General features: G+C 63.6%; 28 protein-coding genes. 9 read left to right on the top strand and 19 right to left on the bottom strand.

The window, feature by feature from the left end:
• The first annotated feature begins 205 nt into the window (after positions 1–205).
• From F8S09_RS18230 to F8S09_RS16585, 3 genes are all read left to right on the top strand, one after another.
• Complete coding sequence (locus tag F8S09_RS18230; protein ID WP_265469108.1) at positions 206–331, top strand: hypothetical protein; 126 nt, start codon at positions 206–208, stop codon at positions 329–331.
• A gap of 498 nt (positions 332–829) precedes the next feature.
• Complete coding sequence (locus F8S09_RS16590) at positions 830–1,498, top strand: metal-dependent transcriptional regulator (protein WP_152872572.1); 669 nt, start codon at positions 830–832, stop codon at positions 1,496–1,498.
• On the top strand, positions 1,495–2,778 hold the full coding sequence (locus F8S09_RS16585) for an Nramp family divalent metal transporter (protein ID WP_304529218.1): 1,284 nt from the start codon (positions 1,495–1,497) through the stop codon (positions 2,776–2,778). The genes F8S09_RS16590 and F8S09_RS16585 overlap by 4 nt, the downstream gene beginning before the upstream one ends.
• Before the next feature lie 33 nt (positions 2,779–2,811).
• Here the strand turns inward: F8S09_RS16585 and F8S09_RS16580 are convergent, their stop codons facing one another.
• From F8S09_RS16580 to F8S09_RS16565, 4 genes are all read right to left on the bottom strand, one after another.
• Complete coding sequence (locus F8S09_RS16580; protein ID WP_104992251.1) at positions 2,812–3,471, bottom strand: DsbA family protein; 660 nt, start codon at positions 3,469–3,471, stop codon at positions 2,812–2,814.
• Entirely contained in the window at positions 3,468–3,890 is a 423-nt protein-coding gene (locus F8S09_RS16575; protein WP_227978762.1) for a disulfide oxidoreductase, read from the bottom strand. Before F8S09_RS16575 ends, F8S09_RS16580 begins: the two co-directional genes overlap by 4 nt.
• Before the next feature lie 157 nt (positions 3,891–4,047).
• Complete coding sequence (locus F8S09_RS16570) at positions 4,048–4,629, bottom strand: M23 family metallopeptidase (protein ID WP_227978761.1); 582 nt, start codon at positions 4,627–4,629, stop codon at positions 4,048–4,050.
• 367 nt (positions 4,630–4,996) lie between these two features.
• On the bottom strand, positions 4,997–5,608 hold the full coding sequence (locus F8S09_RS16565) for a methyltransferase family protein (protein ID WP_227978760.1): 612 nt from the start codon (positions 5,606–5,608) through the stop codon (positions 4,997–4,999).
• 113 nt (positions 5,609–5,721) lie between these two features.
• Here F8S09_RS16565 and F8S09_RS16560 point away from each other — a divergent pair, with 113 nt between their 5' ends.
• Together F8S09_RS16560 and F8S09_RS16555 are read left to right on the top strand one after the other, a co-directional pair.
• Positions 5,722–6,933: a hypothetical protein gene (locus F8S09_RS16560; RefSeq protein WP_104992260.1), complete on the top strand. Its 1,212-nt coding sequence runs from the start codon at positions 5,722–5,724 to the stop codon at positions 6,931–6,933.
• A 9-nt stretch (positions 6,934–6,942) separates the two neighbouring features.
• Positions 6,943–7,569 (top strand): hypothetical protein, encoded by a 627-nt coding sequence (locus F8S09_RS16555; protein WP_104992261.1) that lies wholly within the window; start codon positions 6,943–6,945, stop codon positions 7,567–7,569.
• A gap of 507 nt (positions 7,570–8,076) precedes the next feature.
• Here the strand turns inward: F8S09_RS16555 and F8S09_RS16550 are convergent.
• The 8 genes from F8S09_RS16550 to F8S09_RS16515 all read right to left on the bottom strand — a co-directional run bounded on the left by F8S09_RS16550 (position 8,077) and on the right by F8S09_RS16515 (position 14,217).
• The gene (locus F8S09_RS16550; protein WP_234009239.1) at positions 8,077–8,451 is read right to left on the bottom strand and encodes an ArsR/SmtB family transcription factor; all 375 of its coding nucleotides are present in this window, start codon (positions 8,449–8,451) and stop codon (positions 8,077–8,079) included.
• A gap of 35 nt (positions 8,452–8,486) precedes the next feature.
• Complete coding sequence (locus F8S09_RS16545) at positions 8,487–9,146, bottom strand: SCO family protein (RefSeq protein WP_104992262.1); 660 nt, start codon at positions 9,144–9,146, stop codon at positions 8,487–8,489.
• Positions 9,143–10,033 (bottom strand): cation diffusion facilitator family transporter, encoded by an 891-nt coding sequence (locus tag F8S09_RS16540; RefSeq protein WP_152872570.1) that lies wholly within the window; start codon positions 10,031–10,033, stop codon positions 9,143–9,145. The genes F8S09_RS16545 and F8S09_RS16540 overlap by 4 nt, the downstream gene beginning before the upstream one ends.
• Positions 10,026–10,613, bottom strand: coding sequence for a DUF305 domain-containing protein (locus F8S09_RS16535; protein WP_152872573.1), 588 nt, complete (start codon positions 10,611–10,613; stop codon positions 10,026–10,028). Before F8S09_RS16535 ends, F8S09_RS16540 begins: the two co-directional genes overlap by 8 nt.
• Positions 10,613–11,113, bottom strand: a complete 501-nt coding sequence (locus F8S09_RS16530; RefSeq protein WP_152872569.1) for a DUF3105 domain-containing protein — start codon at positions 11,111–11,113, stop codon at positions 10,613–10,615. The genes F8S09_RS16535 and F8S09_RS16530 overlap by 1 nt, the downstream gene beginning before the upstream one ends.
• On the bottom strand, positions 11,110–11,640 hold the full coding sequence (locus tag F8S09_RS16525; protein ID WP_322618886.1) for a signal peptidase II: 531 nt from the start codon (positions 11,638–11,640) through the stop codon (positions 11,110–11,112). The genes F8S09_RS16530 and F8S09_RS16525 overlap by 4 nt, the downstream gene beginning before the upstream one ends.
• 73 nt (positions 11,641–11,713) lie before the next feature.
• On the bottom strand, positions 11,714–11,965 hold the full coding sequence (locus F8S09_RS16520; RefSeq protein WP_104992266.1) for a glutaredoxin family protein: 252 nt from the start codon (positions 11,963–11,965) through the stop codon (positions 11,714–11,716).
• 20 nt (positions 11,966–11,985) lie between these two features.
• The gene (locus F8S09_RS16515) at positions 11,986–14,217 is read right to left on the bottom strand and encodes a heavy metal translocating P-type ATPase (RefSeq protein WP_152872567.1); all 2,232 of its coding nucleotides are present in this window, start codon (positions 14,215–14,217) and stop codon (positions 11,986–11,988) included.
• 210 nt (positions 14,218–14,427) lie between these two features.
• Here F8S09_RS16515 and F8S09_RS16510 point away from each other — a divergent pair, with 210 nt between their 5' ends.
• Positions 14,428–15,195, top strand: coding sequence for a hypothetical protein (locus F8S09_RS16510; protein WP_152872566.1), 768 nt, complete (start codon positions 14,428–14,430; stop codon positions 15,193–15,195).
• Positions 15,196–15,431: 236 nt separating this feature from the next.
• On the opposite strand, the gene F8S09_RS16505 is transcribed toward F8S09_RS16510, so the two are convergent.
• The 6 genes from F8S09_RS16505 to F8S09_RS16480 all read right to left on the bottom strand — a co-directional run bounded on the left by F8S09_RS16505 (position 15,432) and on the right by F8S09_RS16480 (position 20,679).
• The gene (locus tag F8S09_RS16505) at positions 15,432–15,887 is read right to left on the bottom strand and encodes a copper chaperone PCu(A)C (protein ID WP_104992269.1); all 456 of its coding nucleotides are present in this window, start codon (positions 15,885–15,887) and stop codon (positions 15,432–15,434) included.
• Between the two features lie 10 nt (positions 15,888–15,897).
• Positions 15,898–16,314, bottom strand: a complete 417-nt coding sequence (locus F8S09_RS16500) for a hypothetical protein (RefSeq protein ID WP_104992270.1) — start codon at positions 16,312–16,314, stop codon at positions 15,898–15,900.
• Positions 16,315–16,812: 498 nt separating this feature from the next.
• Entirely contained in the window at positions 16,813–18,738 is a 1,926-nt protein-coding gene (locus F8S09_RS16495; RefSeq protein WP_152872565.1) for a site-specific integrase, read from the bottom strand.
• Entirely contained in the window at positions 18,735–19,892 is a 1,158-nt protein-coding gene (locus F8S09_RS16490; RefSeq protein WP_152872564.1) for a tyrosine-type recombinase/integrase, read from the bottom strand. The genes F8S09_RS16495 and F8S09_RS16490 overlap by 4 nt, the downstream gene beginning before the upstream one ends.
• A gap of 42 nt (positions 19,893–19,934) precedes the next feature.
• Positions 19,935–20,222, bottom strand: a complete 288-nt coding sequence (locus tag F8S09_RS16485; RefSeq protein WP_152872563.1) for a helix-turn-helix domain-containing protein — start codon at positions 20,220–20,222, stop codon at positions 19,935–19,937.
• A gap of 163 nt (positions 20,223–20,385) precedes the next feature.
• Positions 20,386–20,679 carry a hypothetical protein gene (locus tag F8S09_RS16480; RefSeq protein ID WP_152872562.1) on the bottom strand — a complete coding sequence of 98 codons (294 nt, stop codon included), beginning with the start codon at positions 20,677–20,679 and terminating at the stop codon, positions 20,386–20,388.
• A gap of 215 nt (positions 20,680–20,894) precedes the next feature.
• On the opposite strand from F8S09_RS16480, the gene F8S09_RS18370 reads away from it, so the two are divergent.
• Positions 20,895–21,614, top strand: coding sequence for a DUF2442 domain-containing protein (locus tag F8S09_RS18370; RefSeq protein WP_104992275.1), 720 nt, complete (start codon positions 20,895–20,897; stop codon positions 21,612–21,614).
• A 7-nt stretch (positions 21,615–21,621) separates the two neighbouring features.
• Here F8S09_RS18370 and F8S09_RS16470 read toward each other — a convergent pair whose 3' ends face one another.
• The gene (locus F8S09_RS16470; RefSeq protein ID WP_152872561.1) at positions 21,622–22,038 is read right to left on the bottom strand and encodes a hypothetical protein; all 417 of its coding nucleotides are present in this window, start codon (positions 22,036–22,038) and stop codon (positions 21,622–21,624) included.
• A 291-nt stretch (positions 22,039–22,329) separates the two neighbouring features.
• On the opposite strand from F8S09_RS16470, the gene F8S09_RS16465 reads away from it, so the two are divergent.
• Both F8S09_RS16465 and F8S09_RS16460 read left to right on the top strand, forming a co-directional pair.
• Complete coding sequence (locus F8S09_RS16465) at positions 22,330–23,751, top strand: hypothetical protein (protein ID WP_104992276.1); 1,422 nt, start codon at positions 22,330–22,332, stop codon at positions 23,749–23,751.
• Positions 23,752–24,354: 603 nt separating this feature from the next.
• A complete protein-coding gene (locus F8S09_RS16460) occupies positions 24,355–25,713 on the top strand; it encodes a hypothetical protein (protein ID WP_152872560.1) in 1,359 nt (452 codons plus the stop codon).
• Positions 25,714–25,778 lie beyond the last annotated feature (65 nt).

The following is a 25,778-nucleotide window of genomic DNA, read 5'->3' as shown; positions in this document are numbered from 1 at the left end:
CGCCGTCACCATCAGCAGGTCGCCTTCAGAACGTGGCAAGAGATCGTGTGGCAGGTGGCCTGAACTTCAGGCCACCTGCCTTCCAGGGCCCCTCTGGTTCCTGCGCGCCAACAACTTGCCACAACCAGGCGGAGGTGATCCCCCGGGCGGTGGCTACTGCCCACACCAGCGTCATCGCCGTGGAAGGGATGGCCGGTCGCGGTCAATGCGGCGGGAACGTAGCGGCCCCGCCGCATTGATCGTAGTCGGGGACACGACCCACCTGGTGGGCCGCCTGAACCTGCGGGAGTCCAACCCGCTGGACCGGCTGACTTTGTCAACGGAGTTCTAGTCTGAGATGACCCCAAACGTCCGTCGCACCATGGCCTATGGTGGGCTACCGACTCCTCAGGCAAAACGGGAGTTGGTTGAGCGGTTGTTCAGGCTCGCAGGGTTTCGGGACCGACTGACGGGCCTCTGGCCTGATTTGACTCCCGCAGCAGACCTCCCGGCGCACGCCTCAGCAAGTGGCGAAGCGGCGAGGAAAATGGCGTCCGGGACCACCCACAGGATCCTGCGTGAACCTGGAAGAAAAGGGATTGAACCAAGCGCACTGGCCGCAGTGATTCCGGCCATACCGACCTGCTCGTAGCCGGTCGTTCGTTCACTGGACGCAGGAGACGAGCACGCCAACACCGCAGGGGGCCGTAGGACTGGACACCGCCCTGATCAGAGTCCAGCAGCACTCAATCAGGGTTTCCTCTGGCCTGGCTGTCCTCTGCGGTCCACCCCTAGGGGCGATTTTATGTAAGCCCTTGACCTGGATTTAGGCATGCCTAAATAATAGGCCATGACAGAACGAACTCTCTCCCACGCGATGGAGGACTACCTCAAGCAGCTATACCTCCTGGGCAAGGAGGGCAGCGTCGGCACGCAGGCACTCGCTGACGCCCTGCACGTCACGCCGGCCAGCATCACCGGCATGCTCCGCAAACTTACCCAACTGGGGCTGGTCGATCACGCCGCCTACCGGGGGGCCAGCCTCACTCCCGCCGGCGAGAAGGTCGCGCTGGAGGTGGTACGTCATCACCGACTCCTGGAGCTCTACCTGCACCGGGCGCTGGGCTATCCCCTCGACGAAGTCCACGACGAGGCTGAGCGCTTGGAGCACGTCATCAGTGAGAACTTTGAGGCCCGCATCGCGGCCTGGCTGGGACATCCCGACTTCGACCCGCACGGCGATCCCATCCCTGGCCCCGACGGAGAGCTGCCTGTTCTCGACGAGCGACCCCTCAGTGGCGTGCAGCCGGGGGAGCGGGTGTGGGTCACCCGGGTACCGGAAGACTCCACCATTCTCCGTGCCCTGATGGACGTGGGCCTGACACCCGGCGTGGAGGTGCAGGTGCTGCAGCTTGATCCGGCCCTGGGCACCCTGCACCTGGACATTGGAGGCGCGCTCCTCACCCTCGCCCTCCCCGTCGCCGGACGGGTGCGGGTCGCCGAGGGGGTAACGGCATGAGCCGCGCCGCCCCGAGCTTCGACGAGCGGATGAATGCCCGGGCGGTCGCCATTCTGGACCGGCGCTCGAACCGGCGGGGAGTGGCGCGGGTGATGCCCTTCCTGGGGCCGGCCTTCGTCGCGTCGGTCGCGTACATGGATCCTGGAAACTTCGCCACCAACATCCAGGGCGGCGCGCAGTTCGGGTACCTGCTGCTGTGGGTGGTGCTCTCGGCCAGCCTGATGGCGATGCTGATTCAGACCCTCTCGTCCAAACTCGGCATCGTCACCGGGAAAAACCTGCCCGAGCATGTCCGCGACCGCTGGCCCCGTCCACTGGTGTGGTTTTACTGGGTGCAAGCGGAACTCGTGGCAATGGCGACGGACCTCGCAGAGTTCCTGGGTGCCGCGCTGGCCTTTTCCCTGCTGTTCAGCCTGCCCCTGCTGTGGGGCGCGGTGATCACGGGCGTCATTACCTTCACGATTCTGGCCCTGCAACACCGCGGCTTCCGGCCCATCGAGATCGCCATCACCGCCTTCGTCGCCGTGATCGCGCTCGCCTACGTCGTGCAGGTGATTTTCAGCCGTCCCGGGTTGGAAGCCCTAGGCGGATTCGTGCCGCGCTTCTCCGGTCCAGACAGTCTGTACCTGGCGGTGGGAATTATCGGCGCGACGGTGATGCCGCACGTGATCTACCTGCACAGCGCCCTGACCCAGAACCGCATTCCGACCGGAACAGAGGAGCAAAAACGGCGCCTGCTGCGTTACAACCAGTTCGATGTCGTCCTGGCCATGACCATCGCGGCGCTGATCAACATGAGCATGCTGGCCTCGGCCGCCGCCGCCTTCCACTTCTCGGGCAAAGCGGAAGTGGCCGACCTGACGGTGGCGTACCAGACCCTGACGCCCCTGCTGGGCGGGGCAGCAGCTGCCGCGTTCGCGCTCGCGCTTCTCTCCTCAGGGCTGTCCAGCTCGGCGGTGGGCACGATGGCCGGGCAGGTCGTGATGCAGGGCTTCGTGGGCTTCCGAATTCCGTTGCTCCTGAGGCGGCTGATCACCATGCTCCCTGCCTTCGCGGTGATCCTGGCTGGTCTCAACCCCACCGACACGCTGGTGCTCTCACAGGTCGTGCTCTCATTCGGCATTCCCTTTGCCCTGGTGCCGCTGCTGATCTTCACGGCCCGGCGCGACATCATGGGGACTTTGGTCAACACCCGTCTCGTCACCGTCACGGGATGGCTGATCGCCGCACTGATCATCGGCCTCAATGTGTATCTCCTGGCCCAGACCCTCCTGGGTTGAGTGCCCCTCCCCTGAGCAGCCAGGCCGCTTGGCTCAGGGGTTCAACGCCTCCTGAATGGCCTCTTCAAGCGCGGTGACACTCAACTGCGTGAGCGGTTGACCATTCACGAAGAAGGTCGGCGTGCCCGTGACCCCGAGCGCCTCGCCGTCCTGACGGTCGCGTTCGACCAGGTCGCGCACAGCGGTGGACCCGAGTGTGGCTTCGACTGGACCCAGATCGAGGCCCATGTCCTGGGCGTACCCAAGAAACTTGTCCTTTTGGGAGGTCTGCTGCTCGCCCCACTCGGGTTGCTTGTCGAACAGGTACTCGCGCATGCGCCAGCGCTTCTCCTCACCCTGTTGTGCCGCCGCTTCGATGGTGCCGGCCGCGAGCAGAGAATTCGCGTGCAGTGGGAAGTAGCGGGCCACCAGCCGGACCTGACCCTGGTATTTGCTGAGCAGCCGCATCAGGTCGGGTTCGATGGCCCGGCAGGACTCACACTCGGGGTCGAAGAACTCCACGACCGTGACCGGGGCATCGGCAGGGCCAAGGGTGGGGCTATCGGTCCGAACCAGACGTTCGCTGGCCTGGACGGGAGTGAGGCGGCTCTGAGGTGCCTCGCGGTTCGCGGCACCCAGCACCAGCAGTGTGGCGAGGACGGCGAGGCTGCCGAGGGCGAGAAGCAGGAGGACGGTGTTGCGTGGGCTGGTCACTGGGCACCTCGGACTTTCGTGAACAGGAGGCTGAGGGTGATGATGCTGAAGGCGGTCAGGCTCAGCAGCGGGATGGTGACGAACCCCAACCACTCGATCTGCCGCGCGGTGCAGGACACGCCGGCGGCACACTGGGTCAGGCCCTCGGGAATGACGCCGTAGTACAGCAGGTTGTGGTAGATGGCAATCAGCAGGCCCGTCACGCTGAGGGGCAGGGCGTAGGCGCGCACGCGGCGGTCTTGTGTCAGTAGGCTCACGGCGAGCACGAAGACCAGCGGGTACATCATGATCCGCTGATACCAGCACAGCGTGCAGGGCGGCAGATGCATGACCTCACTGAAATACAGACTGCCGGTGGTGGCGATCAGGGCTTGCAGCCATGCCACGTACGGCATGAACTGACGCCAGGTGTGAGTCATCTGCATTCCTGAAACCATGTGCAGGTATCTTACTGGCTTGGACGGCGTGCCCTCAGGCTCTGCGCTGCAGGCGTCTGTCCAGCGGACGCAGGAAGCGGCCTACCGGCGCTGCTGTCGCCGGTGCTTGGGAACAGGGCCGCGTGTGTCGGTGGAGACGTTACTGAAAAGCGAAGGGGCTGACGGCGACTCCGGAACGGTACACGCGGAAATCCACGTGAGCGCCAGTGCTTTTGCCGGTGCTGCCCACACGAGCGATGACCTGTCCGGCGTTGACCCAGTGGCCCACACGGGCAAGATTGAGGCTGTTGTGGCTGTACCGGCTCTTCAAGCCGCCCCCGTGATTGATGACGATGGTCCACCCCCAGCCAGACCGCGCGTCGAATCGGGACTCCGTGACTGTTCCTGACAGCGTCGCCCGGATAGGCGTTCCGGCTGGAGCAGCGAGGTCCAGGCCCGGGTGAGCGGTGCCGAACGACGTGGTGACGCGGCCCTGAACCGGGAGGATGGGTGTCACGCGCAACGAGGCTGTCCGGAGCGTCGCCGTTTTTCCTTGACCAGGGCTTGAAGCGGGGAGGGTCAGCCGCTGGCCAATCCGCAGGGCGTTCGGGCGGACACCGGGATTCGCCTGGACCAGTGCGGAGACAGTGGTGCCGTGACGGACAGCCAACCGGGTGAGGGTGTCGCCGCGCAGTACCGGAATGGTCGCGGCCGATACCCCCCCGGCCAGCGTCAGAAGCATGGTCGCAAGAAAACGCATGACAGGCCGCACCGTATCAAGGCCATCTTTATGTTTGATGAATGAACAACCATGCAGATAAGAAACGCGGTCAGACCACGGGGCTCCGCCGGCGGGCCGGGCGTACGGAGTTGGGCACGGCTTGAGGTCGTGGTTGGTCAGGAGCCGTTGCCGCTGCGCGCTCACGCAAAGGGGTGTTGCGCTCCAACTGGAGGGTATGCCCTGCAGGGCGTCCTTTAGGCTGATCAGGGCACTCCGGGCAGGGATGCAGCGGCAAAAGGGCTGCATGAGGACCCTGGGTGAGGGCACAGCCAGGGGAGAGAACGTTCCGGCGAGGTGGCAGTGAAGCCCGTCTCCATGGCAGGCGTGCTCACAGCCAGCGGCGCACCTGCTGGCGGTACAGACGGTAGGTCTCGCCGTGCACGGTTTCGAGGTGTGCTTCTTCCAACCGGACTTGCACCTGCATCAACAGTTCACCGGCCACCAGTGCGGCGACGGTCACGGCATTGGGTTCAACCAGCAAGAGGCCCAGCAGGGTAAGACGCATGCCCAGGAAAATAGGGTTACGGGACACGCGGAAAAGCCCCCGCTGCACCAGTGCGGCGGGGGTGCCTGGGTCAATGCCGACGCGCCAGGACGGCCCCATGCTGATCTGTGCGGCCGTGATCCAGACCAGGGAGCCCAGCAGGAGCACCCAGCCCAGTGCGCCGGTCCAGGCCTGCTGCAGGAACTGTACCGGTCCAAGCGCGGCCGCGAGGGAGGGCTGGAGCGTCAGGCCCAGGGTCACGAGCAGCAGCGCCAGCAGCACGCTCCGCATGGCGCGGCCTATGTAGCCTGGGGCGGAGTCGTCGCGGGGCAGGACATACGGGTTGATGCCCGTCGCGCGCCAGACGGTCATGGAACGCCACCCGAAGACGATGACGAGATAAGCGACGAAGTACGTCAGCAGGGCCGCATTTGGTCCATGTTCTGTCATCACCATAAGTTTCTCCTATCTATGAGCATATGTTCATATTTGCACAGGAAAAGTAAGACGACAACCCTGTTCCCCATCTGCTGGAACGCCCACGCGACCACTGCCGTAACGTGACGGTGATGGACACTCCAGGAGTTTGGACCCGCGTACGCGCGTTTACACGCGGCGAACGCCACGCTGAGACGCTGTACGCCTACCGCCGGGCTGGCGCGCAGGTCCACTCTCTGCTCGACGCGGGCGAACGGCGACGCTTCGACCTGACCCTCAGTGGCACCAGCCCCTTCGCTCTGCCGCGCCACATGGGCCTCGCCCTTGCCTGTGCCTGGAACGCCTTTACCCTCCAGACCCTCGGCGACAAGATGCTCGAAGCGGACGAACAGGCGGACCCCGGCACCGCCGGATTCGTTCCCCCCGTGACGTTCGGTCAGGTGGAGGGGTACTACACGGAAGTGCAGCGCTGGCTGGCGTACGCCAGTCAGGCGGAACACGACCCCCAATTCGACCTGCCCGCCGACATCCTGCCCGCCCCATTGCCTGCCTGGGCGCCTGTGGAACCCTGCCCCAGGCCTCATCTGGACGCCATGATCGCCGCACTCAAGGCCATGCGGCTGCACGCGGAAGCGGCGATGCACAACCTGGAGCAGGGCACGCCCCCGGCCGACACCGCAAAACTCAACCAGTTGCGGGGTCACTTTGCGCAGGCACTCGCCACGGCCAGCTACGCCGCCAGTATGTACGCGCCCGACGCTTCCCTGGCCCTGCATGAACAAGTGGAGGACCATGCCAAGCGGGCCCTGGAAGAGCTGTACCGCGTCGGTCAGCTCCTGAGTTTCCCCGCGCTGCTCACCGAAGGTGGCCGCCACGCCCGGAAAAGGAGCGGGACCCGGCGCCGCACCCCCCTGCCGGGCGAACCCGGCTTTGACCCGTGGGCCATGACGGACCCCGTGCAGGTCCAACGTCTGCGTCGCAACCCGGACGCCCGGCGCGTCATCGAGGAGATGTGGGCCCTTGATCCTGATCCCGCCGCGAGCGTCGCCCTGTGGGACGACATTCGTTACGCCCTGGACACCGGCGGTGCCGCCGCCGCCCGGAATTCGAACGGAACGCCGTTCGGCCACTACTTCTGCACCCCTTACTGCGCCATCTATGAAGCGAAGCGGCCGCTGGTGATTGGTGACACGCCCGTGCGTCAAGGTCAGCAGTTCACCATCGAATGCGCGGCAGAAGGCGTCCGCATCGGCTACCCCTTTAAGCGGGAAGTGGTCACGGGTAAGTTCAGCGCCTCCACCATCGACTATTGCGATCCAGATCAACCCCCACCCCACGAGTAAAGTACGGTCATGCGGCTCATTTCCCCGGCTCTGCTCCTGGCCGCCTGGCTCCTGGTCGACCCCTGGGGGGCTCAGGCCGCTCCCTTTCAATTCCAGGATCTACCCTGGCAGAGCCACCGCGCCGACGCGCACCGCAGCATGCTGCAACGCGGGTTCCAATTCATTCGGGAAGGGGCGTACGGTGACGGCCTCTACCAAGGGTCGCTGCACGGTGAACCGGCCCGTGTCACCCTGAAATACAACGTCCTTGGGCGCCTCGTGGGCGTGGATGCCCGCGTCCGACCGGCAGAAGCCCACCTCCTGAGTGCGTACGAGACCGTCAAAGCGGCGCTGATCCAGGCGTACGGCCTGCCCGTATACAGCCAGTACGCCTACCGGTCACCGTACCGTGAGGGCGACGGACGGGAACTGGACGCACTGAAAAGAGGTCATGCCCTGATCGACACTGTCTGGTACGACCAGAACGACTTAAAGGACGTGGACCGCACCGGTGCGCAACTGGAAGTGGTGCGCGGTCCCTTTTCCCAGCTGGAAATTCAACTGTTCTACCTGATCGACGCGTGGACGCAGGAGTATCAGCGCCGGGACCAGGGTCATAGCGAGGCTGGTCAGGCCGTGAGGTCAACCGCCGATTGAGTTGTTGCCTCGGTTTCTCTACTGAACGTGCCGGGTCTGTACCAGCACGGGAGAGGCCTCTGCTCTCGGGCTGCCCAAGCCTCAGCGTGGGCAGTCAGAAGGCCGCTGCTGTTCAGCTCAGCCAAGTCCAACGTGATGCTGCCGGCCTCCAGGGATGCGCCTGCCTTGAACGCGGGAACAACAGGCCGTCCCCGGCCAGGCGGAGCGGGCGATCCAGAAGCTCCCTCGGAACACAACGGACCTCGCCCGTTCCGGCTCACATTGATCATCACAGGTGACGGGGGTGGGACTGGACAAGGTTCCCTCCGTGGCTGGCAGCTGGCGCCGATCGAAGGGGTCAGGGGAGCACCTTGAGTGGCTCACCCAGTAAGTGGGCGGGGCCTCGCCCGGTGAGGAAGTGCGGCTGTATATCGGCCACTCGGGACCAGCCCTTTTCAGAGGGTTCTGGAGCGCTCGGGTGCCGAACAATTCCCCCGACCAGCGGCCCCGGCAGCGCGGTCAGTACGATCAACGCAGGTTTGGCTCGCGCACGTGGTCCACGGCGCTGCCGATTAAGCCGTTGATGTGCTGGTCGAGCAGACGGTAGTAGGCGATGCGTCCCTCCTTGCGGAAGGTGACCAGCCGGTGAGCGCGCAGCAAGCGCAACTGATGGCTGGCCGCACTCTCGCTGATGCCGACCACCGCTGCCAGGTCACACACGCACAGTTCCTCTACGTTCAGGGCGCTGAGAATGCGAAAACGAGTCGGATCGGCGATGACCTTCAGCAGCGCAGTGGCGTCCTCGACCCCTCCCGCGTCAGGTAAGGCGGCGCGCACCCGGACGACCGCCTCAGGGTGAACGCAGGGAATCTCGCACACGTCATCTTGAGAAGCGGTTCTCACATCCTGACCATAGCGCAGGGTGGGCACCCGCACCGTTACTGCATCACTTCTCGGATATCCGCCGCTACCCGGTCTACCCGCGTGAGCTGGGTGTAATCCCAGACCACCCGCCGCCGCCCCTCCCGGTCGATCAGGTAGACCCCAGTGGTGTGGTTGATCTGGTAGGTCAGCTCGTTCTCGATGTCGGCCTTCTGGTACCCCACGCCCCAGGCGGCGGCCGCGGCGGCCAGCCCCGGTTCCGGAATGAACACGCCTTTGGCGGACGGGCTGAAGTAGGTCACATACTCCCGCAGCTTGCCGACCGTGTCCCGAGCGGGGTCGAGGGTCACGAGCACCGTGCGGAAGTTGGCCTGGTCCTTTTCCGGAAGGGCCTGACGGACCCGCTCCAGTGAAGCCAGGGTGGTCGGACAGATATTGGGGCAGTGCAGGAAGCCGAAAAACACCGCGACCGCCTGTCCACGCAGGTCACTCAGGGCGAAGGGTCGCCCATCCTCCCCGGTGCCCACCAGGGCCGGTGCGGCCTCCTCCACGTTGAACACTGTGCCGTAGAACGGGAAGGGACTTTTCATGCGGGCGTAGGCCCAGACACCTCCCAGCAGCAGGGTGACCGCCAGCAGGGCCCACAGCATGGACTGCCAGGCGGGACGCCCGGCAGGGGCCTGGAGGGGTGCAGCAGAGGAAGAAGGGTCACTCATGGGTGCAGATGTCCTTTCTCGCCCGCATGGGCGCCGGGCACTTCGAGTTGAACGGTGGCGTGGCCGATGCCGTGCCTGGCCGCGACCGCCTGAACGCTGGCGAGCAGCCCGGGCGGGGCCTGCTTCACTGTCAGGTGTGCCGTCAGGCTGTTCTCGCCGCTGGTGATGCTCCACACGTGCAGGTCATGAACGTCCTCGACGCCTGGCAGGGCCGTGAGTTCGGCGCGCAGGGTGTCCAGGTCCACGCCTTCGGGTACGCCCTCCATCAGGACGTTCACGCTGGCCTTCAGCAGCGTCCAGGTGCGCGGCAACACCCAGAGCCCGATCAGGGCGCCCAGCACCGGGTCCACCCAGGTCAGGCCCGTGAAGCGGATAATCAGCGCTCCGGCGATGACCGCCACCGATCCCAGCAGGTCTCCCATGACTTCCAGGTAGGCGGATTTCATGTTCAGGCTGTTCTGGCTGCCGCCCACCAGGATGCGGGCGCTCACGACGTTGACCAGCAGGCCCAACACCGCCACGATCAGCATGGGCGTGGTCTCCACGTCGACCGGCTCTCTCAGCCGCCCGTAAGCCTCGAACAGGATGTACAGACCGATGGCGAAGAGCACGCCCGCATTCACAGCGGCGGCCAGGATCTCCGTCCGGCGGTACCCGAAGGTGCGTTTGCGGTCGGCCGCCCGCTGCCCGATCCGGATGGCGAACAGAGACAGGGCCAGCGCCATCACGTCGGTCAGCATGTGCCCGGCGTCGGACAGCAGGGCCAGGCTGCCGGAAAGAAAGCCGTAGATGACTTCGACGACGAGGAAGGTCCCGGTCAACGTCAGGGCGATGCCGAGTTGCCGCGCGTTCGCGTTCGCGCCGTGGCTGTGGCCGTGTTCACTCATGGTGCATGCCGTCCACCTCGGGTTGGGACTGGCCCATCAGCTTCGTGAGCAGGGCGTCGATGGCCTGGATTTCCGAAGTCTGGGCGGCCACGACCCGCTCGGCGAAGGCCCGGACCTCCGGCCGCTCCACCTGTGCCAGGGCCGAGTTCGCCATGGTGACCCCGCCCTGATGGTGCCGCCGCATCAGCACCAGGTAGCGGGTCTGCGCGGTGCGAACCGGGAGGGTCTCCATGTCCCGCATGTCCTTCGCCGAGGCCAGCCCCATATGCGCCGGGTCCATCCCCGCCATGGGAGCCTCTCGGCCGGCCAGGGGGCGTCCCCAGGCCATCAGCCACCCGCCCATCTGCCCGATCTGCGCCTGTTGCGTCAGCAGGATGTCCTGGGCGAGCAGCTTCACGGCTGGGTCCGCCGCGCGCTTGAACATCGTGACGCTCAGGTCGACGGCCTGGGCGTGGTGCGCGCTCATGTCCCGGGCAAAGGTGACGTCTGGGCTGCCCTCAGCGGGTGGGCGGGGCCAGGCGACGGCCAGTCCGCCGCTCAGCAGCGCCAGACTGAGCAGGCCCGCCGCCCAGGGGGCCATCAAACGGTGCCGTTGTACGCGCCGCTGCACGAGGCCCCGATTTCCGGCGCTTCACCGCCCTGGGCATACATCTGAATGAAGTCCTGGATACGGGAGTCCCCGGCGTTCTCCACGGCGAGCTGCTTGTTCCAGGCACTGACCACGACCGGAGCCTCCTGTGTCTCATGCGGGGACAGCAGGGTGTAGGGCCGTCCCTGCACCAGTTCCTTGAGTTGCAGCACCTGACTGGTCGGGAGATCCTGCCGGTACGTCACCCAGACCGCCCCGTGTTCCAGGCTGTGGACCGCGTACTCGTCGTAGAGCGGGCGGTCGTAGACGCCGCAGTTTTGCCAGGAGGGATTGTGGGGGCCACCCGCAGGAGGTGTCTGCTCGTAGGCGATGCGGCCTTCCTGGTGGGCCCCGCCGGTGTTCTTGAAGGACTTCACGCCCTCGATCTCTCCACCCTTGTGGGTGCAGGCGGCGAGCAGGAAGGGCAGGGTCAGCACGATCAATCGGTTCATGGGTTCTCCTTGAGGAACGGTCGGGGGGAAGGGTCCGTGCCCGGCAATCGGCGCTGCTCCTGCCAGGACTGGAAGAGCAGCCAGGCGACGCCGGTGCAGACGAGGATGTCCGACAGGTTGAAGATGGGAAAGGGACGACCGGTGAGCGCCCGCGCAGCGAGGTCCAGCAAGGGGGAGGTCAGATAGTCGACGACCGCGCCGCGCGCGAGGCCGTCCACGGCGTTCCCGAGTGCCCCCGCCGCAAGCAATCCGAGCGGCCAGGTCCGTGCGGCAGGAACGCGCCCTGACAGCAGGGCGGCCAGGATGACCACGCCCGCAGTCAGGCGCAGGAGGGCCAGGGGAGCCGTGAAGCCGCCCAGCAGACCCCAGGCCATGCCGGGATTGAGGGTGAAGCCCAGGTGCAGCAGGCCGGGGAGCAGGGGGCGGTCCACGCCGGGAGTCAGGTGCTGGGTGGCCCAGGCCTTGAGCAGGCCTTCGAGCACCAGCAGGGCCGTGATGGCCGTGAGGAGCCACAGACGCGACCTCACTGGAGACCTCGGCGGGGATGATGGACGGCAGACTGTATGCGAATCAGCAGGGGGATCGGGAAGGAGCAGGGACTCAAGGGAACACACGCTCCAGGGCAGCCAGAATCCGGGGGCGCTGCTCGTCGAAAGGGCCATACAGAACCTGCTCGCCAATCACGGTGACGGGGGCAATGCGGACGTCCGCTTTGGCCTGCATCTCGGCGAGCGCTTCCGGGTCGCCCCGCACGTTCTTCTCGGTGTAGGGGGCCCTCTGGTGCGTGAGCAGGCGCTTGATGGCTTCGCAGTCCGCGCAGTTGGGAACGGTGTAGAGGGTGATCTCGGGCATGGGTGGTCCTGGGGAGGGGCTCAGGCGCGGCTGGGGGTGGGTGCGGGCGGCGCGGCGCGGGTGGCCGCGGGGCGGCTGCCCTTCCAGCGCAGCAGCCTCAGGGCGTTGGCGGTGACCAGGGCGGTGGCTCCCGTGTCGGCCAGAATCGCCATCCAGAGGTTGGTATACCCCAGCAGGGTGGTGACGAGGAAAATCGCCTTGAGTCCCAGCGCGAAGGCGATGTTCACCTTGATGTTGTTCATGGTGGCCCGCGAGAGGCCGACCAGGTCCGTCACGCCGGTCACCCGTTCTTGCAGGAGGGCCGCGTCCGCCGTTTCCAGGGCCACGTCCGTGCCGCCCCCCATCGCGATGCCGACGTCCGACTGGGCGAGAGCGGGCGCGTCGTTGATGCCGTCCCCAACCATCGCCACACCGCCCTGCGCTTTCAGGGCGGCGATCACGCGCAGCTTGTCCTCAGGCAGGAGTTCGGCCTGCACGTCCATCCCCAGGTCCCCGGCGATGGCCGCCCCCGTCCGGGCATTGTCGCCGGTGAGCATCACCGTGTTCACGCCCAGGGCCCGGAGTCCCGCGATGGCCTCGCGGGCGTCGGGGCGCGGTTCGTCGCGAATGGCGATGACCCCGAGGGGGCCGGAGTCGTCGAGTAGCACCACGGCGGTGCGGCCCTGCTTCTCGAAGGCTTCGGTGGCGGTGCTCAGCTCAGGGGGCAGCGTGGTGAGCGTAGCGGCGTGCCGGGGGGAACTGACCATCAGTGTCCGGCCCTCGACGGTGGCAGTGACGGCCTTGCCGGGAACGGCCTGCGCGTCCCGGGCCATGGGGACTTCCAGCCTGGAGTGGCGCGCGGCGTCCGTGATGGCCTTGGCCAGCGGGTGGCTGCTGCCCGACTCCACGGCAGCAGCGAGGCGCAGCACTTCGTTCTGGTGGAGCGTTCGGCTCACCACGTCCGTCACACGCGGCTTGCCAGCGGTGAGCGTCCCGGTCTTGTCGAAGGCGACGGTTTTGACCGAACCGATGCTCTCCAGCGCCGCGCCGCCCTTGATCAGCAGGCCGCGCCGCGCGCCCGCGCTGATGCCGCTGGTGATGGCTGCGGGAACGCTGAGCACCAGCGCGCAGGGGCACCCGATCAGCAGCAGGCTGATGCCCTTGTAGAGCCAGTCGTGCCATTCCCCCCCGAACAGCAGCGGGGGAAGGAGGGTCACCAGGGCCGAGACGGCCACCACGCCAGGGGTGTAGAAGCGGCTGAAGCGGTCGATGAAGCGCGCGGTCGGTGCCTTGCTGCCTTCCGCTTCTTCGACCATGTGGATGATGCGGGCGATGGTGTTGTCATGGGCCGCTTTGTCCACCCGCACGGTGAGAACGCCGTCCGTGTTGATGCTTCCCGCGTAGACCGTGTTCCCAGGGCTTTTCACGACGGGCACGCTCTCGCCGGTGACCGGGCTGTCGTCGAGACTGGACGTCCCACTTAGGATCGTGCCGTCCGCGGGCACCCGAGCCCCAGGATTGACCTGCACCTTCTGCCCAACCTGGAGGGCGTCGGCGGGCACCTCGCGGATTCCCGGGCCTTCGACCAGCAGGGCCGTCTTGGGGGCCAGGGCCGCGAGGGCCTGGATGCCTGCCCGTGCCCGTCCGGCGGCAATGCCTTCCAGGAGTTCCCCGACCGCGAAGAAGAACACGACCACGGCCCCCTCGGCCGCTTCACCGATCAGGACGGCACCGATGGCCGCGAGGCTGACCAACGTGTTGATGCTGAAGGGGTCTCCGAAGCGGGCGCTGGCGACGGCCTTCTTGGCGAGTGGCCAGACACCCAGCAGGGTGGCGGCGACGAAGCCCCAGGTGGCGAACTCGGGCAGGGTGAAGCTCAGCAGCCATGCCAGGGCAAGCAGGGCGCCGGACATGACAACGAGCTTGCCCTGTGCGGTGGCGTACCAGGGCTGACCGGGCTTCGGGGCGTCATGGGTGTGGCCGTGGTCTGCGGCCTCACCCTGGTCGTGTGCTGGGGCCGGCGTTGGTATCCCACCCAGCAGAGAGGGCGTGTACCCCAGAGCCGTGAGGTTGCCCTCCAGGGTGGTCCGGGGCGTCTGCGTCTCGTCGAGCGAGAGGACCAGGGTCTGCTTGCTGAAGCTGGTTTTCACGTCGTCGGCGCCGGGCAGGCGCTCGATCATGCGCTCGACTTTCTGCACGCAGCTCGCGCAGTCCATCCCGTCCACGAAGTATTCGAGGTGGGAGCGGGGCACACTCCGGTCCGAGGAGGTCATGCCTCTACTATACCTGAATGATTGCTCACACGTCGAGGTGGAAGGGGGTGCCGACGGATCCAAGCCCGAGCGGGAGGGACTGTGTACGGCCTTGGCCGCGCGTGACCCCCAGCGCCCCGGCCCGATCCACGAAATCCACGTCAAACTGGAGGGATGAGGGTGACTCGGCGTCTTCCCCCAGCCTCTTACGATGAGGCGTTCGACTTTACCGTGGACTACCTTCGGGCCGGGAAGAAGTCACGTCTTCCGAGCGGGCTCGGGTTCCAGGAGGGACGGCCTTACGACCTGTACGTGTATGACGTCGCCTACGCGTACCTGACCGAGAACACACCTGAGCCTCCAGAAAATCCAGGTGGAATGACGTATGTCAACCATGAGTACGGCGAGAATCTTGCCCCCTTCATCGAGGTGGCCTGGGCTTTGGTCAGCAGTGGGGTTGTTGTTCCAGGCAATACGCGCCTCGAGCAGCGGACGCAGCCCGACGTGTATGGTTTCAGCTTGACGGACTTTGGTCGGGAGTGGCTGGCCAGCAAGGAGTTGGCCATGAATCCCCGCCGGTATGGGGAGTTTGGAAAGCTGCTGGCTGAGTTTGACGTCGTGTATGGCGAGTTCTATGCGGTCCGGAGTCAGGAGGCCTTGAGCTGTTTTCGGCACGGCAACTTCGTGGCCTGCTGCGCCATGGCGGGTGCCTGTGCCGAAACCATCCTGTTCACGGCCTACGCCCGGCAACTCGGGGATGAGGACAAGGCCCTGCGGGAGATGATGTCTGCTGGCGGCCGGGGCCGCGCGGAGACGGCCGTGCTGGGCAGGCTCAAGGAGGGTCAGAAGATGGAGCTGCAAAGCTCTTTGGCACTCATCAAGTACTGGCGGGACCATGCGGCGCACGGCCTCACGGGCCGCACCAATCAGAACGAAGCGTTCGTGGCCCTGGTCACCCTGCTCAATCTGGCGCAGGCGGCGCGTCGCTACCTGCTCTGAAGGCACCCGCCCCACGGGGTCCTGGAGGCGCTCTTGACCATGGGGTGGGCGCTCGGCGGGGCGGATGCGTGAGCCCCGTTCTGGGTCCCTAGCGGGATTCACTGGTGAGGCAATGATGGTACCTCGCGGTGGCCTCTGGAGACAGGGACGAGGTGCGGGTCGCGCGAGGCGTTTGCCCAGAAAGGCTTGAATGGGGTCGTCTGGGCCGCTCCCCCGGCGATAGGGGAGCGGCTGGATCAATAGGGGTTGACGGGGACGTTGAGAGTAATCTCGCCGCCTGGAGCAAAATTCAGGGTGACGTTGACCTGTTCGCCGACCTTCGGGAGACGGCTCAGGCCCACCAGCATCAGGTGATTGCCGCCTGGCTTGAACACCAGGGCCTCACCGGGTGCGAGGATGGGTTCCAGCGTGCCGCCAGTGCCGTGGTGCTGCATGGGCACGATCTCCCGGGCCAGGGGGGTCCGCCCGCCCAGCAGCCGTACCTGCGCCTGTCCCGTGTTTGTCAGGGTGAGGTAGAGGACACCGTCCTCTGCACCGGGCAGGCCTTCGCGAAGCTCAGCCCCCTCGATGCGGACGCCGGCGGAGGTGGTCACCGGCTGGGCCGTAGTGCGATTGGCCTGACTGGAGTCTGCCTCGGGAGCGCAGGCACTTAGGGAGATGAGCAGCAGAGCGGCGGTCAGACGGTGGTTCATGGAAGCTCCTTCAGCGTTGGCCGTTGATGGTGATCTCGGTAACGTCGCCCTGGCGCGCGGCCAGATAGTAGACCTTGCCGTTCGACTTCTCGAGAATGACCTCGTACAGTCCGGGGGTAATCAGCTCGGCATCGAGCTCACGAAATCCCTGGGCTTTGAACTGTTCGGCGAGCGCTTCGGGGTGCCAGCCAGAGGTGACGTATTGCTCGACACGTGTGTCGCCGCGGCGCACTTCCGCGCGGTAGGAGGAGGACGCGGGGCACTGTGGGCGGTAGTCCGTGGGGAGCGCTCCAGCCTCACCGTTCCAAACTTGCCCGCGCCGCTCGATGCAGTACGTCGGGGAGCGCCAGCGCAGCTCGGTGGCCACATAGGTGCCAGCGCCGACGAGGGCGAGGAGACTGAGGATAAGGAAGGCGGGATGAGGCACGTGGCCATGCTAGTCACGGGGGCGAGGGCGCTTGTCCTTATCTCTGAACATGTGTTCAGAGAACGTGACTGGAGCGGTAGTGTGGAATGTGGGAGGTCGACATCCAGCCCCTGATGACCATACACGCCGCATGGCTAATGACTGCCGATCGCTCTCAACCCTCCACAAGGCTTTTGAGTTCTGACTGGGGCCAGCGGCTTTAGGGTCAAACTGAAGGGTGGCTATTTCCGAGAGTGACTGAGGCATAACCGGACCTGATTGCAGGAAAATGTCGTCTAGGGCGTGCAAAGCTGGTCTATAGCTCTTAGTGCAGATAATTAAGGATATCTGCACTACTTAAGAGGGAAAGAGCGTTCCCCAACCTCTACGCTGCTAATCAGTTTTACATATAGGCGATCTGCTAGCGTTAATGATTGCGAACCGATTAATCTGTTATGGAAGCAGGGCATCCATAAAAAGCATTTTATAAATGTACTGTTTATGGAGATGAATGCAAAATTATATTGATTCCCACAAATTATCTAGATGCATATGTAGATCATCACCCTGGTAAGCTATGTAATGCATTGTTGTTTTAACATCTGCATGTCCTAGGGCATATGAAATTGCTAGAATGGGAACGTTTTTTTGATACAGCCGGGTGGCAAAAATGCGACGGCAGTCTTTTAGACCAAGAAACACACCCTCTGCCAGCTTTCCGTCTGAATGCATTTTTTTAAAAAATCGGTGAAGACTATATTGGATTTCGCGCCCCCGAAAAGCCTGTCTTCGTGCGCTGTATTGAAGTTGCAGCAGGAAGGGTTGTGAGAGTTCAAATGATTTCGACACACAGTCATATCGGTCCACCACCGGATAGGTATCGTGATTCGCCTGTACTCTATCAATTATTCTGCATATAAAAGAAAAAGCTTCAGGCGAAAGGTCGATAATCCGTGGTAGAATTGTCTTGCTCGCCGCAATTCTAAGGGATGCAACGCGCATACCCGTTGCACTCCTCCTGTTAATCAGGTCGGTTCGCTTAAGCTTGAATAACTCTACGGGACGCAACCCGGTTCGAATAAGAATCTCGACGGAAGCCCACATCCAGAATGCCTGCTCCTCACGGTTGCGGATCTGGAAGTGGCCCCTGCCTTTAGAGTCTGCGCGTTTTATTGTGTCGCGCAAATGTTCTTGTGCTTGCTTTCTCCTAGTGACATCCTCTGATTGAAGCTTCATGTACGTAACTCCACCCACTTGAAATACCTCGCCCCCTTCGCTTTGTAAGGTATGCGTGAGCAATTCCTGGGCGTGCTCATAGTTCTCCTTCAAAAGCCGCCTTATCTGGGTCAAATGAGGCAGGAGCGACAAGGTGTGCTGCTGCATTTTGTCTAGCGCCACATCCTGAATTAATTTGGCGCGACGGGATTCATTACTCGAAATGGGGCTTTCAGCAGCAAATTCTCTCCATTGACTAGGATTTTCAGCGGCCTTCCTATTAAGGAAGGCGTACAACGCACTGATGGCATGAAAGCTCCGCTTTGGGTTCGTTTGACGACCTGTTCTGGGGTGAATTCTTAAGCTGGCCTTAAGCTGTTGCGCAGTCTGAAACGACAGATTGAAACCACTTTGTTGACGTTCCGTCTCAGGGATTTGCTTCCAGAAACGCCGGATGAGGAAGCGACATTCCCGCATCACCGAATCTGGCGCCAGGGTAAGCTGCCGTTCTGCAAAGTAGGCCTCAAACACCGACAGGATTTTTGGTTCATCCAAGCCTTCCTCAATGAGCATGGTCCGAATTGCGAGCGGCTTCAGGTGAGCGTTCCAGGAGTACGCCAGGGGTGTGTCCTCCACCACCTCAAGGTCGACCAACAACTGGTACAGGCTGAGCAAGCCGATGTTGCTGAACATTCCCTGAAGCCGTGCCTGATCGAAGGCAAGCAGGTCGGCTGTCGTGAGGGTTCGCAAACGTTTACCCGTGTGCATGAGCAATAGAGCCAAGCAGTTCTGGCTGTCCACAGCCCTCCAGCCCGCATAGACGCGAGCTCTCGCTGCCTGTGCCACCAGATCGAAAGCCTCAGCATCCGTAGTGGCCGCTAGACATCTGGCCATGCCGTTGCTTTTGAAGGTGTCCAGCCATGGGTAAGAAGGGCGAATGACTCTCAAGCAGGTCAGAGTTGGCAGCGCCAGACGCATAGCCTCGTGCTGAAATTTCGTTTCCGCGGATGCTCCCTGACCCTCGCTGAGCATTTGCGCTTCCGCTTGCTCCCAACGTTCCTGCCAAGTGACCCCATCAAACGTCATCAACCAGTCCAGCAGATAACCCACTCCAAGACGGTGCTTTTTCATGGAGAATGGCGTGTAGCCCCGCAAGCGCCCCACCTCGGTCGCCAGACGCCGCAGTTCATCCGGCGTGGCGTCCGGGGCCACATTCATCAATTCAGTCATTGCGTTCCACTGCCAAACACTCTGTTAAAGGCCTCGGCGTCGTATCCCTCGGCCACATCTACATCATCTAACTCTGCAAAAGAGTCGATTCGGGCGCTGATCCTCGCGGCGTCATAGATGCCATCAACCCCCAGATAGCGTTGCGTGGAGAGCAAGTCCCGGTGCCGCAGGTGCCGCTTCACCGCCAACAGGGGCAGATCGGCACTACTAGCCAGTGCTGTGGCGCTGGTCGCCCTGAAATCGTGGGCCGTGACGTTGCTGCCGAATTCCGTGTTCAGGCGTCGCAAGACAGCCCGCAGAGCGGTATAGGTCATAGGGCGCACCTTTCCCCGCTCCATCAGCCAGAGGGGATCGCCCGGCGCGGCAGGGCCTGGTCTTTCCGCCAGATAGTCCCTGAGCAGAACCAGTAAGCGACTGGATACGGCCACCGCTGTCTTAAAGGCTTGCCCTTTCGTCGTCAGCATGACCTTACGCGCTTCCCATTGAATGTCGCCGACCGTCATGGCGAGCACTTCCATGGCGCGACCTGCCGTGCAAAACAGCGCCTCAATCAATGCCCGGTCCCGGGCTGAACTGGGAACATCCCGAAAGCGCTGCAGCAGATCGGCGGGCAGGGCGTGGGCTGTGCGCTGCGGCACGCGTTGACGAAACGCCCGGACTTGGTGGTAGTGGTAAGACTTGGGGTCGGAGGCGATCACCCCAGGTTTTATCCGGCCCAGCGGATGCTGGGGAGGGCCCAGAGCCGCGCTCTCCAGGACGTCGTAGAACAGGCCCACCACCGTGAGCCGCTGCTTGATCGTGGCTGGAGCATACCCCGGGCGCAGCGTACTCTTGCCGGTGACGGCGTTGATGCTGCCCGGCCGGGGCGCCGCCGCAGAGCGGCGAGCCCGTTGGGGGTTAGCCTTGGTTCTCAATTCCAGGAGGTAGTCCACCACGTCCTGGCGGCTTACCTCGTTCACTTTTCTGCGCCGCCCATGCAGGAATTGGAGCCAGTCCAGGAGGGCAAAGGCGTAGCTGCGTTGGGTGGTCAACAGCCCGAGACGGGCGCAGGTGTCCCGCAGGAACAGATCCGCTTCGTGGACAGGATGGCCCGCCTCATCAATGATCTGAAAGTAGGGTACGGATTCGGGCATGGTAAGGACGGACAGCGGCATATAAGGTTTGGCACTTTAGGTCCCTGCTCCCCCGAATGCAATTTAAGACGGCTCACGCTGCGCCTGATCCGGCGGTAGCGGGAACGCGGGGAACAGCTCCCCGGGCGCTACTCCAAGCTGGCTGGCCAAGCGCACGTAGCTGATCGCGCCTGCATTCAACTGGCCCTTCTCGATCTTCCACAGGTGTGTGCGGTGCAGGCCCGCGCGGTCGGCCAGCTCGTCCAGCCCTAGCTCATGAGCCTGCCGCAAGGCGCGGATATGAGCCCCCAGTCGTTCTAGGTACTGCACCTCTTGGATCGAGAGGGCAGAGGAGCGGCGTTTCACAGACATCCCGTCAGGCTTCCCGCTCCCTTCACTTCTTCGCTACTTCAAATCAGATGTCATCTGATTTGATACATTCCGCCCGATGTCCCATGGTCCCTCGTTCCTGCCTCCTCCTCCCTGGCGCCTCCAGCGGGTCGTCCCCGAAGCGCACTGCCGGTGGTGGCTGCTCCTAGACGGGGACTACGCCCTTCTCGTTGAAACGCTCTGGCAAGACGAACAGCCGCGCCTCCACTTGGATACGCCGCCCTTCAAGCCCGGTGATCTTTGCGACGACCCCCTTACACAGATCTACTTGGGCCACCTGCGTGTCGTTCTCAGCACCAATGCAGCCGCCTTTTACCGCCCGATGAAAGCGTGCCTGCCCACGCTGCCTGATCTCCCCGCCACCCCAGACCAGATACTCCGGACCTACGGCATTGACAGCACCGTTCTTGCCGCCCTCCAAGCGCGATATGCCGTTCACCTACCGCTCCTCCATAGGCGCCTGCTTGACCTCGCACTGGCCCTCCGGCAGGCCCTGGGCCTCTGCGGAAGCGGCCTCATCCAACTGCTGCACTGGCAGTGGCACAGTCCCTCCCGGCGCACGGCGACAATCTGGCCCACACCCCTTGCTGCCATCTTGGACGGCGCGCTCGCACAGGTGGAAGCGACCCTCTACCCCCACGCAGCGGGTGGCGGATGGACGTGGACGCTCGCTCCCGAGGAGCAAAGGTGAGGTGCAGCATCCCGGTAGAGGCCGCGACACAAACCTCCGCTTTGGGCGGGATCACCGAGGTCTTAGTGGAACCCGGCGTCCACCAGCTCTGGGTGACCCTCGGCCATGAACAGACCTATCGTCTGGACCTCCAACCTCTGTTGGACATCGAGACGCACCGCACCCTACGGCTGACGACCCTGTTCGCTCGGGTGCAGGTCGGCCCGGGGGGCCAGCACCTCATCTGGCCCGGAGGAGTCCAACTGGACCTCCCCTCCCTCCTGGAAAAGCCCGGCGCACAGCTCCCAGCGAGAACCCTAGCTGTTGTTCCAGCCCGACACCGCTACCGGCCCCTGCTGCCCTATCTGCTGCACCAACAGCCAGCCACCTACCTACGCCCCACTCCCATCGAGCCGGTGACGGTCCAGCGGCTTCTCCGCTTACGTACCAGCGAGCTCGATCAAGTGCTTCGGGGTGTCCCCGTCCCTGCAGAGCCACTGCTCAACCGCCTCTACGACCTTGGCGTCTTCCTCACCAGCCATTTCGCTGAGGACCATCTCTACGCCCTGATGCGCCGGCCCTGGCGGTACGGCGAGCAACAGTGCCCCCGGCAACCCCTCCTCCACACCATGCTCGGCTGCCTCCAGAACGGACGCCCCGATCTCATTGAGCGTCCCTGCATGCTCATTGCAACAGGAGAGTAACTATCCCCTATTCCGCCTTGCACACTGCGATAGCGCGGCTCACCATGTCCCTATTGCGCCGCACCTGCTGTAACCCCGTTTCCAAGCGCTCACCAGCAATCAGCACGCCAGCCACCACTCCAGCGAACAGATAGCTGTAGGGCTTTAATCCATCAAATATCGCTGTCAAAGCGCTCCAAGTCCCCAGCATCACGGCTAGGGTTCCAAGTACTCCAGCCGTCTTCAGGCCGCCGATCAGGAAAATCATTCCCGTTTCTACTGCGGCAATGCGCTGGCTCAGCATAGTGTCAACTTCCGTCAGGGCGGAGAGGGGAAATACCTGCAATTGCTGGAGAACAGGTACCTCAGCTCCCCCCCGACTCCGCAGGGCTGCAACCATGTCGAGGCCAGGTGCCCGCACGTCACGCCAGCTGGCGCGCAACATAACGACAAGGACAACCAGGAGAAGTCCCATACCCAGTCACGAGGCGACGTCCCAATTCATACTCGCCCCCGTCCAGAGCAGCACAGCGGAGAGAATCAGATCATGCCGAGGATCACCTACGACCCCTCCCGAGAAGATTGGGCCGGCACCGAATGCTCTTGCTGGGTGTAGGTCAGGAGGTTGTCATGAATACTGGTGACGTCATGGTCCAGAGGCACAGGAATACGGTATAGGCTCACGCTCCGACACTGTTGCTCAAATCCGATCTTCCCCCTTCCCTAAAATGGTCCCATGCCCCGGCAGAAACTTCCTCCCGCCACGGAGATGGCCCGTTTCGTGGCGGAGCTGTCCCGCCGCTTCGGGGATGAGGCTCAGCTCCCGGACCCCCTACCGACGCGCGGACCCGCCTTCGAGCAACTCAAGGCTCTGTACCAAGGCTGGGCAGCCGTACACTGGGTCGAGCAGCATGGTGAGCAAGTAGACCCCGAGACCGTGGCGTCCCTGCTCAAGACCAGTCGCGTCCGGGCGGGGAACAGCACGGACAAGCAACTTTGGCGCGAACGCATCCTCTATGTTGTGCCCCTCCGGGAGCATTACCGCCTCCCCTCGAAGGTCTGGCAGTGGGTGCTGCGCGCCGGGGTGGCCGCCGGACACTTCCCAACTGTAGTGGCCCCGGATGCCGTCACTCTCCCCGCTGCTGAGAGCCAGCCCTACCTGATCACCATGGGCAACAAGCCCGCCGTCATGATCGACCGGGCGACCCGTGGGCCTGACGGCTGGGACGACATGACCCTCCAGTATCACGAAGCCTTCGAGAACGGCCTCGTCTTGAATTACTTCGAGGAGAACGCGGGAAAAGACGCCCTGCGCCAGCAGCTCATGACCCTCGACCCCCGCACCTCGGACGTCTGGCGGCTGCTTACCGCCAAGGCCCTCGAGCACGAGCAAGATGACTTGTTCACCCCCATCACCATCAAGCCGGGGGAACTGGCCAAGGCCCTGGGTCTCAAGCCGCATCCGAATGGCAGTGTCCGTCCCAAAGATCTGCTGCGGTGTACCGATAGCCTCTTCCATCTGGAGCGCCTGTGGCTGACCCTGCCCGACGCCGGGCCTGACGACGACGAGGGTACCCGGCAGCGGGTCCTGGCGGTGATGGCCCGCGGCCGCTCCCGCAAAGTCGAAGGCCAGTCCATCCCCAGCTCGTGGACCATTGTGCTGGGCACTTGGGCCAAGTACTTCCCACGCAGCTTCGCGCCGATCTTCCGAGGCCTGGTAGAACTGCCTGCCAACTCCGCCACCAACCTCTGGGCCAAGCAGATCGGGACCGAACTCTCCTACTGGCTGCGGGAGACGGCAGGCGACAGGGCAACGGTTCGCTACATTCCCGTACAACTCCTACTCCAGCGCGCGAGCCTGATGCAGGAAGTCCTGGATCTGCGGGAACACAAGAACCAGAACCGTGCCTTCGAACGCTTCGAAGCGGCTCTTGAGCTCCTCGGCACCCTGGGCCTGCATGAGCGCTGGTCCTACGAAGTCCGCAGCGCTGCAGCAATGGATCAGGCGCAGGGCAAGCCAGAATTTTTCGAGACCTGGCTGGCAAGCTTCGTCGAACTGCAGGTGCCCGAAGCTTTTCTACGCTCCATCGCTGAACTGACCCAGCGGGAAAGTGGAACGCTGAAATCCCGACACCTGACTGCCGTACGGGGCCGGTAAAAATTCCTTCTCAGGGCGGCCCCAGTCGTTTTACCGACACCTGATTGCCGAAGCAGGCCGATAGATCCGGTACAGAAAAGCTTTTTCGCTTGCGCACGATATTCGGGCGTTTCACCGACACCTGACTGCCGAACAGGAGGTGTTATTTCGACACCTACCTGCCGACATTCGGTGGTTTCCACGACACCTGACTGCCGTGCCCCGTCGTTTTCACCGACACCTGACTGCCGAAGATGCGACGTTATTGCGACACCTGACTGCCGAAGCCAGGCAAGGCTGAAACTTGAAATTACTCGTGCCAGCCGCATAAGGGGCGATCAAGGAGGGCAGCGTCAAGCCCAGTACAGAGCCTTGCGTGATTGTCCGGAAGCCCGAAAAGCGGACAGTACAGTGGTTCCGGCACTCCTCTATTCCGCGTGAGCATGACTGGAGCTGCCCCATCCCTGGAGGCCGACCTGCCTGAGGACGACCCACGAGAGTCCACAGTCCAACACTGAAAAATCCCGCTGGCGGCGGGATAGCTCAGTCCTACTCTGTAGATGACCAGCACCTGAAACAGCGGTCAGTCTACGGGGCGTCCCCTGCTGTTGCAAGTGGAGCGACATGACTGCCCGAACCACCCCTGTCAAGACTTTCCCTCAACCCCGAGCGTTTACCCCTGAAGAAGTCCTATTGCGGCAGCAAGCGCAGCAGCGACTTCTCCAGCAGCGGATAAACGTAAACGCTCAGGTATCAAGTCAGAAGAAAAACCGCTCCTTCGAGGCCGCTTTCCGCGCAAACGTACACCCCCGATTGTTACCGGAACACCAACCACAGCCCAAATCGAGCCAGCCCATCGGCCAATTCAGGAACTCACCTCGCCTCGCCTCTGAAACCGTCCTCCCCGCGTGTCTTGACGCCGCGCTGGACCGAATCAAACGTCCTCGTCCGGGCACCCCTGCCGCACGGGCGGCCGAAGCCGTAGAACGGGCGCGTCCTATCGTCGAGGCCTACATCAGGCGCCGTGACGCCCGGCATAACGCCCTGATGGTGCTCAGGGCCCTGACACAGGCGGCCTACACCCTGATTGAGCGCCGTGGCCAGAGCCAAGAGCACACCACCACCTACACCTTTTTCACGGTGCTGGACTTGCTCCCCATCGTCACCCGGTTGTCGAGCGATCAGTGTGAACGGGCCACCCGAAAACTGCAGGACATCGGTCTCATCCACAAGAGTTCCGGTGCCATCCCCATGGGGGGCCAAGAGCGAACTGCGGAGAGAGGCGGACCCAGACTGTACCGCGGCGGCACCTGGACCACCACGACGTTCCTGAACGCCGAGACTGGGGAACGCACCGAGGTGCGGGCCTGTGCGGGAACCTGGATCGCAGTCCTCTTGCGGCCAGCCCCAGGGATGAGGGCCCGGGTGATTGCCCACGAGCTTCCGGCCTGCCCACGCGACCTCACGGCCGACCGAAAGAAGGGACGTACAGCCTGGCAGTTCCAACAGGAGGCGCGTCAAGAAGTGCGGGAGTCAATACTCCTGACAGGAGATAAGTTTGAAATCTCACCCCTATTGATGTGGTCGTTACCTGAAAAAGAGACTTCAAATTCCCTGGGTACTTCTGATTCCCGCACTTCGCTGTTTGCCGAGGCCTGCACCCCGCAGGAGCTGATCTGGAGCCTGAGCCGGATCGTCAGCATCCATCCCCACTACCGCCGAGAGGCCGTTCAGGAAGGCGCGACACACCTGACACGGCTCCTACACGATGCTGGCTGGGAGCGGCACTATTACCGCATCCTATGGCGGGCGACCGAAGCGGAATTCCGGAATATCCCTGCTTATGCCCAACTTGGACATGCTCTCGAACGAACTCTGATTGCGACGCAAGAACTTCAGCTCATCCGGCCAGGAGCGTGGTGGTACTGCTCCAGAAAATCCTTCAAGCGGCGTTGCGAGACTTCGCCGTCTCCAAGAGCCTAGCCCAGGGGCAGGCGTAGCCCAAGGCGGAGTGCAGCCGGACGTGGTTGTACCAGGTGCGAAAGGTC

The organism is Deinococcus terrestris (assembly GCF_009377345.1).
Taxonomy (GTDB): domain Bacteria; phylum Deinococcota; class Deinococci; order Deinococcales; family Deinococcaceae; genus Deinococcus; species Deinococcus terrestris.
The sequence above is the reverse complement of the archived record's forward strand: the minus strand, read 5'-3'. Positions and strand labels throughout refer to the sequence as shown.